The 11,993-nt window shown below is 71.4% G+C and carries 9 protein-coding genes and 4 tRNA genes; 4 read left to right on the top strand and 9 right to left on the bottom strand.

Features of this window, described 5'->3' with window-relative positions; all coding sequences use genetic code 11:
* Window positions 1–49: 49 nt before the first annotated feature.
* Window positions 50–943 carry an SDR family oxidoreductase gene (locus HCN51_RS05845; protein WP_168007596.1) on the bottom strand — a complete coding sequence of 298 codons (894 nt, stop codon included), beginning with the start codon at window positions 941–943 and terminating at the stop codon, window positions 50–52.
* Between the two features lie 88 nt (window positions 944–1,031).
* Here HCN51_RS05845 and HCN51_RS05840 point away from each other — a divergent pair, with 88 nt between their 5' ends.
* A complete protein-coding gene (locus HCN51_RS05840; RefSeq protein WP_168007594.1) occupies window positions 1,032–2,798 on the top strand; it encodes a thiamine pyrophosphate-dependent enzyme in 1,767 nt (588 codons plus the stop codon).
* A gap of 35 nt (window positions 2,799–2,833) precedes the next feature.
* Here the strand turns inward: HCN51_RS05840 and HCN51_RS05835 are convergent, their stop codons facing one another.
* Window positions 2,834–3,604 carry an IclR family transcriptional regulator gene (locus tag HCN51_RS05835; RefSeq protein WP_168007592.1) on the bottom strand — a complete coding sequence of 257 codons (771 nt, stop codon included), beginning with the start codon at window positions 3,602–3,604 and terminating at the stop codon, window positions 2,834–2,836.
* A 79-nt stretch (window positions 3,605–3,683) separates the two neighbouring features.
* On the opposite strand from HCN51_RS05835, the gene HCN51_RS05830 reads away from it, so the two are divergent.
* Both HCN51_RS05830 and HCN51_RS05825 read left to right on the top strand, forming a co-directional pair.
* Window positions 3,684–4,847 carry a 4-hydroxybenzoate 3-monooxygenase gene (locus tag HCN51_RS05830; protein ID WP_168007590.1) on the top strand — a complete coding sequence of 388 codons (1,164 nt, stop codon included), beginning with the start codon at window positions 3,684–3,686 and terminating at the stop codon, window positions 4,845–4,847.
* Window positions 4,848–4,904: 57 nt separating this feature from the next.
* Window positions 4,905–5,216: a DUF6401 family natural product biosynthesis protein gene (locus HCN51_RS05825; RefSeq protein ID WP_230465969.1), complete on the top strand. Its 312-nt coding sequence runs from the start codon at window positions 4,905–4,907 to the stop codon at window positions 5,214–5,216.
* 92 nt (window positions 5,217–5,308) lie between these two features.
* On the opposite strand, the gene HCN51_RS05820 is transcribed toward HCN51_RS05825, so the two are convergent.
* Window positions 5,309–6,091, bottom strand: a complete 783-nt coding sequence (locus HCN51_RS05820) for a mechanosensitive ion channel family protein (RefSeq protein ID WP_168008024.1) — start codon at window positions 6,089–6,091, stop codon at window positions 5,309–5,311.
* Window positions 6,092–6,400: 309 nt separating this feature from the next.
* Between HCN51_RS05820 and HCN51_RS05815 the strand changes: the two genes are divergently transcribed.
* A complete protein-coding gene (locus HCN51_RS05815) occupies window positions 6,401–7,063 on the top strand; it encodes a GNAT family N-acetyltransferase (protein ID WP_168007588.1) in 663 nt (220 codons plus the stop codon).
* A gap of 40 nt (window positions 7,064–7,103) precedes the next feature.
* Here the strand turns inward: HCN51_RS05815 and HCN51_RS05810 are convergent, their stop codons facing one another.
* The 6 genes from HCN51_RS05810 to HCN51_RS05785 form a co-directional block, all read right to left on the bottom strand.
* The gene (locus HCN51_RS05810; protein ID WP_168007586.1) at window positions 7,104–8,012 is read right to left on the bottom strand and encodes an alpha/beta fold hydrolase; all 909 of its coding nucleotides are present in this window, start codon (window positions 8,010–8,012) and stop codon (window positions 7,104–7,106) included.
* 827 nt (window positions 8,013–8,839) lie between these two features.
* A tRNA-Val gene (locus HCN51_RS05805) sits at window positions 8,840–8,914 on the bottom strand.
* A gap of 20 nt (window positions 8,915–8,934) precedes the next feature.
* Window positions 8,935–9,006: transfer RNA gene (locus HCN51_RS05800), tRNA-Gly, on the bottom strand.
* A 49-nt stretch (window positions 9,007–9,055) separates the two neighbouring features.
* A tRNA-Cys gene (locus HCN51_RS05795) sits at window positions 9,056–9,126 on the bottom strand.
* A 15-nt stretch (window positions 9,127–9,141) separates the two neighbouring features.
* Window positions 9,142–9,213, bottom strand: a tRNA-Gly gene (locus tag HCN51_RS05790).
* 101 nt (window positions 9,214–9,314) lie between these two features.
* Window positions 9,315–11,861 carry an N-acetylmuramoyl-L-alanine amidase gene (locus tag HCN51_RS05785; protein WP_240972500.1) on the bottom strand — a complete coding sequence of 849 codons (2,547 nt, stop codon included), beginning with the start codon at window positions 11,859–11,861 and terminating at the stop codon, window positions 9,315–9,317.
* Between the last annotated feature and the right edge of the window lie 132 nt (window positions 11,862–11,993).

Here is an 11,993-nt window from a genome sequence, read left to right as displayed (position 1 = left end):
CAGACAGAAAGCAACAAGGCGGCGAAGTGTAATAAAACTGGACGTCCGGCTAGCTTCGTGTCGGGCGTTCGTACCCCTCGTCGCCCCCGTATACGCGCAGGTCAGGGTCCTGCTCCGGCTGGGTGGCCGGGCTCGTGGGGGAGGCGGTGTGCTCGGAGGCGAAGTCGTCCGACAGGATCGGGGCGGGCGGCATCAGGTAGTCGTGCCAGGTGATCTCGCCCTTGGGCGCCGCGTCGGTGGTGAGGTGGCCGGCGCGCTGGGCGGCGTACAGGCGGCCCGGATAGCGGACGGGCAGGCAGGGGCGGCGCAGCCCCGTGGCGCGCAACCACGTCCTGACCAGCTCCTCGGTGCCGAGGACCTGCGGCCCGCCGTACTCGAGGCGCCGGTGCGTCGGCCCCGCGCTGAGCAGGGCGGCGGCGCGCGTGGCGACCTCGCCCGTGTGCACCGGCTGCCAGGGCAGCGCGCGGTCCACGGGCAGCGCGGGCAGCGACGCGTGCGCGCGCAGCCGCTCGTGCAGCCACTGGTGGAACGGGGTGGCGCGCAGGATCGTCCAGCCGAGCCCGCTCTCCTCGACGATCCGCTCGGCCTCCAGCTTGTGCCGCAGATGCCCGTAGGGCGCGCGGTCGGCGCCGGCCATCGAGGTGAACAGCACGTGCGGCACCCCGGCCGCGTGCGCGAGGATCATCAGCGTCCTGGTGCCGGGGATGTCCACCGCGCCGCGCCCCCTGCGCCCGCTGGTGGCCAGGTGGGCGATGGCGTCCACGCCGTCCACGGCGTCCCTGACGCCGTTGCCCGAGATCAGGTCGCCCCACACCCACTCGACGTTGCCGCGCCCGTCCCTCTTGGTACGGCTCAGCGCCCGCACCTCGTGACCCGCCTTGAGCAGCGCGGGCACCAGTGCGCCGCCCAGCGTGCCGGTGGCTCCCGTGACCAGAATGCGCATGCCGGGTCCCCTACCCGCCAATTTCGAGAAATGTCAATGAATCCCGCTTCCGCGTCTGCGGGCGGGCGAGCGGGGTAGGGCCGCACACATGGCTCGAATCGCATCCGAATCCCTGATCGAACGGCTCGCGGCATGGGGCGTCGACACCGTCTTCGGCCTGCCGGGCGACGGCATCAACGGCATCATGGAGGGGCTGCGGCGCCACCGCGACCGGGTGCGCTTCGTCCTCGTCCACCACGAGGAGGCCGCCGCCTTCATGGCCACCGGCTACGCCAAGGCCACCGGCCGCATCGGCGTCTGCCTGGCCACGTCCGGGCCCGGCGGCATCCACCTGCTGAACGGCCTCTACGACGCCAAGCTCGACCACGTGCCCGTGCTGGCCATCACGGGCATGCAGGAGACGTCCGTGCTGGGCACCGGCTACCAGCAGGAGGTGCACCTGGACAAGCTCTTCGCCGACGTGGCCGAGTACAACATGATGGTCACCAACCCGGCCCAGCTTCCCTCGCTGGTGGACCTGGCGATCCGGACGTCGTACGCGCGGCGCGGCGTCTCCCACCTCACGCTGCCCAACGACATCCAGGTGGCCGAGGCGGGGGCGGACCCGTACAAGAGCGTGGCGCCGGTGCGCGCGCCGCAGACGGCGCCCGTCTACCTGCAGCCGTCCGGCGCGCCCCGGCAGGAGGACGTGGAATGGGCGGCCGAGCTGCTCAACCGGGCCGAGCGGCCCGCCATGCTCGTCGGGCAGGGCGCGCTGCACGCCAGGGAGGAGGTGCTGGCCGTCGCGCAGGCGCTCGGGGCGCCCGTCGTCAAGACGCTGCCGGGCAAGGCGGTCATCCCCGACGACTCGCCGTACACGACGGGCGGTCTCGGCCTGCTCGGCACGCGCCCGAGCGAGGAGCTGATGGACGAGGCGGACGTGCTGTTCATGGTGGGCACCAACTTCCCCTACTCCAAGTTCCTGCCCGAGGTGCGTGACACGCGGGTGGTGCAGTTCGAGGCGGACCCGACCAGGGCGGGGGCGCGGATCGCGACGGACGTGCCGGTGGTGTGCGACGCCAAGGAGGGGCTGCGGGCGCTGCTGCCGCTGCTGCACCCGCGCGAGAGCAACGGCCATCTGGCGAAATATCAGAAGATGATGGCCAAGTGGCGCTCGGACATGGAGGCCCTGGAGAACCCCGACCGCGACCCCATCGCCCCGCAGTACGTCATGTCCATCATCGACGAGCTCGCCACCGACGACGCCATCATGACCTGCGACAGCGGCACCATCGCCACCTGGGCGGCCCGCCACTGGACGATCCGCGGCGGGCGCGAGTTCTACCTGTCCGGCACGCTGGCCACGATGGCGCCCGGCCTGCCGTACGCGATCGCCATGCAGCACGCCTATCCCGGCCGCCAGGTCATCGCCTACGTCGGCGACGGCGGCTTCTCGATGCTGATGGCCGAGTTCCTGACGGCGGTGCAGCACCGGCTGCCGGTCAAGGTGATCATCAACAACAACAACTCGCTCGGGCAGATCCTGTGGGAGCAGATGGTCCTCGGCTACCCCGAGCACGGCGTGCGCTACGCGCAGCCCGAGGCCGACTTCTCGGCCTGGGCGCGCTCGTGCGGCGGCTTCGGCGCCAAGGTCACCAAGTCGGAGGACGTGGCCCACGCGATCGGCCAGGCCCTGTCCCACGACGGGCCGGCGCTCGTGGACGTGGACGTCAACCCGAACGAGCCGCCCATGCCCGGCAAGGTCTCCTACGACCAGGCCAAGAGCTTCGCCCAGGCGTTCCTCAAGGGGCAGCCGCACAAGGCGGCCATCGCGACCACCCTCTTCAAGGACCGCATCCAGAAGCTGGGGGACTAGCTCGCCAGCTCAAGCTGGGGGACTGGCTGGCTAGCTCAAGCTGGGGGACTGGCTCGCTGGCTCGCGTACGCGGTGGCGATGCCGGCGGCGGCGGCGCGCAGCGGCTCCACCAGGCGGGGCAGCTCGCGCGCCCGCCGCGACGACAGCACGATGCCGAGCGCCGCCACCGCCCGCCCCTCCACCAGCACCGGCGCCGCCGCCGAGCACGAGCCGAGCGTCATCTCCTCGTACGTCAGCGCGTATCCCTGCGCCCGCACCGCCGCCAGCTCCCTGGCCAGCCGCCCCGGCTCGGTGATCGTGTGCGAGGTGGGCCGTTCGAGCTTGCGCGCGAGATAGGACGTGACGAACCAGTCCGGCTCGTACGCCAGCAGCGCCTTGCCGACGCCCGTCGGGTGCATCGGCAGCCGGCCGCCGATCCTCGACACGATGGGCACGGCCCGCCGCCCGTACACCTTGTCCACGTACAGCACCTCGAGGCCGTCCCTGACAGCGAGATGCACGTTCTCCCCGGTTGACCCGAACAGCTCCTGGAGCCACGGATGCGCCAGCTCCTGCAGCCGGTTCGGGGCGAGCTGGCCCAGCTCCCACAGCCGCGGCCCCACCCGCAGCCGCCCGTCGGGGGAGCGGCTGAGCGCCTGCCACTCCTCAAGCTCGCCGACCAGCCGGTGCGCCGTGCTCAGCGGCACGCCGCTGCGCGCGGCCAGCTCGGTGAGCGTGAGCTGCGGGCGCGCCGCGTCGAACGCCCCCAATATGGCCAGGACCTTGGACGTCACCGACCGCCCCGGCTCGCGGGCTCCGCCAGACATGCCGCAATCCTGCACCGTTCTTCCACTCAGCGGAAGAGGGGGCTCGGCCAAATCCCGCTCGAGGCTGGATGCTTCCCTCATGCGAACTCAGGTCGGGATCATCGGGGCAGGCCCCGCTGGACTGCTCTTGTCACACCTGCTCCACCTGCGCGGCATCTCCTCCGTGGTGCTGGAGAAGCGCAGCCGCGAGTACGTCGAGCGCCGCGTCCGCGCCGGCGTCCTGGAGCAGGGCACGGTGGACACGCTGGTGGAAGCCGGCGTCGGCGAGCGGATGCTGCGCGAGGGGCTGCCGCACCACGGCATCGAGCTCAGGTACGGCGGCGCGGGCCACCGCATCCCGTTCGAGAAGCTCGTGCCCGGCCGCTCCATCACCGTGTACGGGCAGCAGGAAGTGGTCAAGGACCTCATCGCGGCCCGGCTCGCGGCCGGCGGCGACGTGCGGTTCGAGGTCGAGGACGTGGCCCTGCACGCGCTGGAGTCGCAGCCGTACATCACGTTCGGCGGCGAGCGGCTCGACTGCGATGTCATCGCGGGCTGCGACGGCTTCCACGGCGTCTCCCGGCCGGCCATCCCCGAGGGCGTTCTGAGCGTCTTCGAGCGCGATTATCCCTTCGCCTGGCTCGGCATCCTGGCCCGGGTGGCGCCGTCGTCCGAGGAGCTGATCTACGCCAGGACCGAGCGCGGCTTCGCCCTGCACAGCATGCGCTCGCCCACCGTCAGCCGCTTCTACCTGCAAGTCCCCGCCGACGCCCGGCTCGAGGACTGGACGGACGAGCGCATCTGGGCCGAGCTGCGCACCCGGCTGGAGACCGTGCCCGGCTTCACGCTGGCCACCGGCGAGATCATGGAGCGGGGCATCACGCCGATGCGCGGGTTCGTGGCCGAGCCCATGCAGTACGGGCGGCTCTACCTGGCCGGCGACGCCGCCCACATCGTCCCGCCCACCGGCGCCAAGGGGCTCAACCTGGCCGTGGCCGACGTGCGCGTGCTCACCGAGGCGCTGGCCGCCTACTTCGCGGACGGCTCCACCGGCCTGCTCGACGGGTACTCCGACGCGTGCCTGAAGCGGGTGTGGCGGGCGCAGCACTTCTCGTGGTGGATGACGACGCTGCTGCACACGTTCGAGGAGGACGACCCGTACGCGCGCAAGCTGCAACTGTCCTACCTCGACTACGTGACCTCCTCGGAGGCGGCGGCCACGACGCTGGCGGAGAACTACGTGGGGCTGCCGTTCGACCGATGACCGCGCGCCCGATGACGGCGCGCCCGATGACCTCGCAGGATGCCTTAACCTTGGCGCGTGGTCTTCGAGGAGGGATGGGCGGCTTCGCCCCTGCGCTGGCTCATGCACACCCTGGGCGACGCCCAGCTCGCCCGGATGTCCGGCGACCCGGGGCTGGTGGCGGCGGTCGACCAGCACGCCGCCGTGCTGCGTGACGCCATCCCGCTCGACCGCGAGACGCTGGGCGACTACCTGCTGGGCTTCCTCGACGAGCTGCGCCACCGCGGCTGGGCCTTCACCGGCGAGCCCGACGCGGCTTCGCTGCGGCTGACGGCGGTGTGCTGGCTGACGCGCGAGCTCGACCTCCTGGCCGACGGCCACCCCGCCTGACCGCACCCGGCCTTCTGCCGGACGGCCGCCCCGCCTGACCGCGCCGTCCCGCTTCGGTGCCGGCAGGCGCGGCGGGCGGGGTGGCCGGAGGCTCAGCCGGGAGGCAGGTCGGAGCGGTGCGATCCGCCGGGGGACGACGTCCGCATCGGCTCCGTCTCCGCGGTCATGGACCGGGCGTCCTCACGCCCCCGCTGGTACGCCTCCGCGTGCGCCCTGGCCTGCGGAGCCTCCTGCTCGATCCGACCCAGCCAGCGCTCCCACCGCTGCTGCATGGGCCGCACGAGCCCGCCCCCGATGCCGATCGCCGCGATCGCCCCGATCGTGGCGAGCACCGTGACGAGCACCGGCGTCGTCACGGTGGTGGCCACGCCGATCTGGTTGAGCGCGGCGATGATGCCCAGCGCCCAGATGAACACCGCCGCGGCGGTGCCCACCCAGCGGCCGTACGACAGCCCGCCGAGCATGCCGTCCACGATGTCCTTGACGGCCCTGGCCACGGCCCCGGCCACCACGATGATCACGATGGCCACGAGGGCCTTGGGCAGCCAGCCGACCACGCCGGCCAGCAGTGCCGAGACCGGGTTGGGGCCGAAGACGTTGAAGGCTATCTGCAGGGTGACCAGCAGGATCGCATAGAACACGATCTTCGCGAGCAGGTCGCTGGCGTCGTACTTGCTGCGTTCGAGCCAGCGGCGCACGCCGCTGCGCTCCACCGCGCGGTCGAAGCCGACCCGTTCGAGCACCTTGTCGACGATCTTCTCCAGCGCCTTGGCCACGATCCATCCGATGATCAGGATCACCAGGAACGCGACCAGCCTGGGCACGAACGTCGCTATTTGCCGCCAGGCATCTGAAAGGCCCTGGCCGATGTTGATGTCCACGGTTTCCCCCTCCGAGGAGCCAATGCATCGGCGCTACCCGCTCCGAAACGGTCTATACACGCACAGAAGCCAAAACTTCGCACAAGGCGACATAACTCCGCCTGCAACGAATGCACAATGCCGGCCGGCGCCATCCGAAGCGACCGGGCCGGACGTGGCGAAGGCCGGCGCGCAAGGAGGGAAGACGGACAGGGCCGAGATGACCCTCGGACCGGAGGCTTTCACCGCCGCACCTGGACCCGTGTAACCCCGTTGACGCCTGCCTCGAAGCCCGGCGAGGATGCTCGCCTTGGGGAGGTATCGATGACATTCAAGCTTACGGGGCCCGCGCTCGAAGGCACGCGCGTCCGCCTTGAGCCGCTGGGCCACCAGCACGCCCGCGACCTGGCCGTGGCCGCCGAGGAGGATCGCGGCGCGTACACGTTCACCTGGGTGCCGAGAGCCGACGAGGTCGCCTCGTACATCGACGCGCAGCTCGGACGGCAGGCGGAGGGCCGGCTCGCCCCGTACGCCCAGGTGGACCTGGCGTCGGGCCGCGCGGTCGGCGTCACCGCCTACTGGGACCCGCGCCTGTGGCCGGACGGCGAGCGGCTGTGCGCGGTCGAGATCGGCTTCACCTGGCTCGCCGGCTCCGCGCAGGGCGCCGGGGTGAACACCGAGGCCAAGTTCCTGCTGCTCCGCCACGCCTTCGAGACGTGGGGCGTGGCTCGGGTCGACATGAAGACCGACGCCCGCAACGCCCGCTCCCGGGCCGCGCTGGCGAAGGTCGGCGCGCAGTTCGAGGGGGTGCTGCGCCAGTGGTCGCCGTCGTGGGCGCCGGGGGAGGACGGCCTGCTGCGCGACTCGGCGATGTTCTCGATCATCGCCGCCGAGTGGCCGGAACGCCGTGCCCACCTGCTCCGGCTGCTGGAAGGCAAGGCCCCGGACGTGCGCCTGCCCGGCGACGGCGAGCCCGTCCGCCACTGAGGAGGCATGAGCGGCCGTGAGCAGGCGCCGCGGCACTCCATCAGGCCGCGGTGTGCCGGAGGATGAGGTCGGCGATCCGGCGCGGCAGCCCCGGCGACAGGAACGAGTGCCCCATGCCCGGGATCGTCTCCAACCGCGCTCCCGGGATCCGCGCGGCCACCGCCGCACCGTGCGGCAGCGGGCGCAGCGGGTCCTCCGTGCCGTGGACGACCAGCGTCGGAGCCTTGACCGAGGAGAGCGGGACCAGCCGGTCGGCCGTCATCGCGCGCCCGGCCAGGTCGTGGTTGGCCGCGGCGGCGGGGTCGCGCGTGACGTCGTAGGACTCCTGGACCAGCCGCCGCGCCGCCTCCTCGTCGAAGGGGAGCGCCTCGCCGTTCAGGACCCGCCAGGTCTCCAGGCCGGCGGCCAGGTGCTCCTCGCAGGTGGTGCGCGGCACGGCCGCCGAGCGCATGATGTGGTCGAGGAATCGCGCGGCCGGTGGAGGCAGGTCGTCCGGGTCGGGCTCCTGCCCCGACAGGGCGCGCGCCCAGGCCGGGCCGGCGTCCGCGCCCATGGGCCCCGTCATGATCAAGGTGAGCGTCCGCACCCGTTCCGGCCGGTGCACGGCCAGCCACTGCGCGATCGCGCCGCCGAGGGAGGCCCCTGCGATGTGGGCGGCGGGGATGCCGTACGCGTCCAGCACGGCGACGGCGTCGCCGGCCAGGTCGCCCAGCGTGTACGGATGCGCGGCGAAATCGACGCAGTCGGAGCGGCCGGTGTCGCGATGGTCGAAGCGGATGACGTGCCGCCCACCGGACACGAGCCTGTCCACGAGCTCGTCCGGCCAGCCCAGGCCCGGCGTGGAGGTCCCCATGATCAGGAGCACGGTCGGTTCGGCCGGCTCGCCGAACCGCTCGCTCCACAGGTGCACATTCCCTGACGTGATGAATTTCGCTTCACGGGCAGCCATGGCAATCAATATAGCGAAAATTCGCCATTCAACGCCGAAATGCTATTTTTCCCTTTTGTGGTATAATAGAGTTGTTGGAAAAGGTGGAGCGGTGGGGCCCGGTGGTTGATTCCGGAATGTCGTGACTCGCTACGCCGTGATGGCTCCCGACCGCTCCCTCAGACCCGCTGGTCCCTGCGATGACCTGCGGCGGGCTGTTCGCGGCCACGCCCGCGAGCCCGGTGGCGGGATGACGCTGTGAACGGGGCCGGCCCGCGCAAGGAACTGCCCGAGCGTGCGCCAGCCGGTGTCCGCGAAAAGGGTGAGGCCGGGAAATGGCGCAGGCGCAGCGCTTGGCCGGGCGACGCCATCGAGGAGGCGGGTTCGAGATGATGGGCCGACAGAGCGAAACGCCGCCTTCGCCGCACTGGCCAGCCATCGCCCGCCCCATATACCGCTGATGCCGCGAGCTGATCAAAGTCCGCTGGATGACCGTGCCCCGGCGATCCGGGAGTGAAGGACAACCAGGACTGGCGCCGCTGGTGGTCGTCCGTTTCGCCCAGGAGCCACCTGCGGAACGGTCCCTCTTCGTCCTCGACGCCGTAGGAGTCCCTGGAAGGCCCGCCGACGCCTGAGCCGCAGTGCCCGGACGTCGTCACGGGTCGGGCACCTTGCCCGGGAACGTCAACTCCTCGCCTGGAGAAGTGTCTGTCGCGGGGTCAGCACAACGTCGGCACCGGTGCTGACGGCAACCGCGATCAACCCGGAACAACAAGAAGCCCCAGACCCTCGGCGTGTGCCGTGAGCCGGGGCCATAACTCCGGTTCGACCGGATCTCACATGGAGTGTGGTGGACGATACTGGGATTGAACCAGTGACCTCTTCCGTGTCAGGGAAGCGCTCTCCCGCTGAGCTAATCGTCCGTGTTGAGTTGTGAACTCAGAGCGGAAGACGGGATTCGAACCCGCGACCCTCACCTTGGCAAGGTGATGCTCTACCACTGAGCCACTTCCGCATGGCGCCGCACTTACTTTAGCGGATCCCGGAGGCTCCGCAGATCGCCGAGGTGGAGACGGGATTTGAACCCGTGTAGACGGCTTTGCAGGCCGCTGCCTCGCCTCTCGGCCACTCCACCAGGAGTCTTGCTCCGAGCGGAAGACGGGATTCGAACCCGCGACCCTCACCTTGGCAAGGTGATGCTCTACCACTGAGCCACTTCCGCGTGAGTCTCCGGCGTCGGCGCCGGGCCACGGGAAAACCATATCGTCTTCGGAGAGTGCCCGTGCGCACTGCGCGGCCCGTGGGGGGAAATGCGAGCGAAATTCAGCCGATCAGGCGCACGTCCTTCGCCATCACGAACATCACCCGGTGCCCGAGCTGGATCTGGTGGTAGCGGGTCCTGCCGGTGGTGGTGACGTGCTTGGCGGGCGAGAACGCGTTGGCGGCGTAGTAGGAGCCGGTGACGGTGTCACCCACCGTGTACGTCTGGCCAGGCCCGATCCGGTACTTCAGCGGGGTCAGCGGCTGGTACGCGGCCCGCTTGTAGGCGGACTTCTCCGGGTACGCCCGCCCGTACACCTTCACCTCGCCCGACAGCGGCGTCACCATCGGGCCCTTGGCCGGGATCGCGGTCGGGTTCGAGGCCGGGTTGTGGAACCACGCCTTCTGCCCCAGGTACCAGATCGCCGTCCAGTCGCCCTGCCGGGCCGCGACGGCGAAGCGCTGGCCGGTGGAGGCGCGGGCGCTGTGGTCGTACACGCTGTACGTGCTCGGCTTGCCCGGATGCTTGCCCAGGTCGGTCACCAGGGGAGCGGTCTGGCTCGGCGCCTTGTGCAGCCACACGGTGGACGCCCCGTGCGCCGGGCATGCCTGGGCGGCCTTGGCGGGCACGCAACCGGTGAAGTGCGGGCGGTTGGACGCGTACGACGGGCGGATGATCACCGAGTCGCCGTTCTTGACCGGCCTGAACGGCCTGCCCATGAGCTCGAAGTAGTGCTCCCAGTCCCAGTACGGGCCCGGGTCCTCGTGCATGCCGGCCACCGTCTGCGGGCTCGTGCCCGGGACGTTGTCGTGCCCGAGAATGTGGGCCCGGTTCAGCGGGATGTGGTGCTTGGCGGCCAGGTACTTCACCAGCCTGGCCGACGACCGGTACATCGCCTCCGTGTACCAGGCGCCGCCCTTCGCCAGGTAACCCTCGTGCTCGATGCCGATCGAACGGGTGTTGATGTCCCAGTTGCCCGCATGCCAGGCGATGTCATTCGTCGGCACATGCTGGGCGACATGTCCGTCCCTGGAGCGGATCGTGTAGTGCCAGCTCACGTACTTCGGGTTGCGGATCAGGCTCGGGATGCCCTGGTAGGTGCCCTCCGTGTCGTGGATGACGATGTAGTCGACCTCGCGCTTGCGGGACAGGTGGTCGTGGTTGCCGTAGTCGCGGTCCTTCTTCTTGCCGAAGCGTTTGTACGCGGCGGGCATCCATTCGCAGGTCAGCGAGGAGGGGCACTCAACCTGGCCGGACGTGGCCGCCTGCCCCTTCGGCCCGTTCGCCCTGCTCATCCCGTTGATCCCGTTGTCCCACAAGGCATCGATGTCCGCCCCGTCCACGAGACCGCCCTCGGCTCCCTCCAGCAGGCCGTACTCCGCCTCGGGCCACCCGTCCATACCGCCCGCCGGATCGTCCCCGGCCTCCCCCCCACCACCCGCCGAACCACCGGAGCCGGCGTTCCGGCCGGTGCCGGTGCCGGTGCCGGTGCCGGTCGCGGGGGCGATCCCGGTGCCAGTGGCGCTGGTGGCGGGCTGCGGGTTCGCCGGTGCGGAATCGGCGGCGCTCGGCTGCCGGTCGGCTGGTGCGGTGGCGGGGCCCGGCTCCTGCCCGCCGCCGGGCGCGGTCGCGGTGCTCGGCTGCGGGTTCGCCGGCGAGGAGGTGGCGACATGCGACTGCTGGCCGGGCGCTGCGGCGGCGTGGCCGGGCCCCTGCTCGCTGGGCGCGCCGGCGCCGGCGGCGGTGCCGCTGCCCGCGGTGCCAGTGTCGGCGGTGCCAGCGGGGGCGGGGGCGGGTTGCTGGCCGGTGGGCGAGGTCGCCGTGCCGGGAGGGGCTCCCGTCGCAGGCAGGCCGGGCACCGGGTCGAGGCGTACGAGATGGCCGTCGTCGGTGCGGCGCTGGGCGCCTTCGCGCATGACCGCGAACACCTCGTCCGCGAACGCCCGGGACGCCACCGGATCGTCCGTCCCCGCGTACCGGGCGACGGCCGCGTGCCAGTCGGCGGGGTCGGCGCTGGGACGTGACTGGTAGGAGGCGAGGAGGGCGGCGCCGGCGCGGATGTTGGCGGCCGGGTCGGTGCGCAGCCGGTCGGGTTCGACGCCGATCAGGCGGCCGGCCTCGGGCAGGGTGGTGCGGGGCGGCGGCTCCGCCGAGGTGCGCAGCGCGGAGCGGGACAGGGCTTCGGTGAGCGCGGGCGACATGGGGCGGGCGTCATCGCCCCGGGGGTCGCCGAGCGCGTCCCCGAGGGCAGGTTCCCCGGGTGCGGCGGCGTGCCCGTGGGTGCGGACGTCGCCGGGGAACGCGTCCACCAGGTGCATCGGCCCGTAGCCGCCCGCCGTGCTGGGCCGCCCGCCGTTCGCGTCCCACCGTGACTCCAGGTACGCCACCGCGAGCAGCACGCTCTCCGGCACGCCGTACTCGCGCGCGGCGGCGGCGAAGTCCGCCTGCCGCCCCGCGACGGCGCCCGGCTGCGTGACACTTCCGGGAGGCAGCCCGAACCCTGCCGAAGTGACGGCGCCCGCCGAGGTGATGGCGGGCGAGGGGGACAGGACGCCGGTGGGCGCGGTCAGGACACCGGCGGCCAGGACGACGGCGAGCCAGAGCTGCATGAACATCTCCCCAGGAACGTCACGAGACGACTACTCACCGTAACCATGCCCAGGAAAGGGATGTGTCAGACGGGTCGGATGATACGGATGGGAACCATCGGATCAGCACCGATTCTCATCCTCACTTCACCC

Origin of the sequence: Nonomuraea composti (assembly GCF_012034275.1) — a bacterium.
GTDB classification, from domain to species: domain Bacteria; phylum Actinomycetota; class Actinomycetes; order Streptosporangiales; family Streptosporangiaceae; genus Nonomuraea; species Nonomuraea composti.
This window is presented reverse-complemented; position numbering and strand designations above follow the sequence as displayed.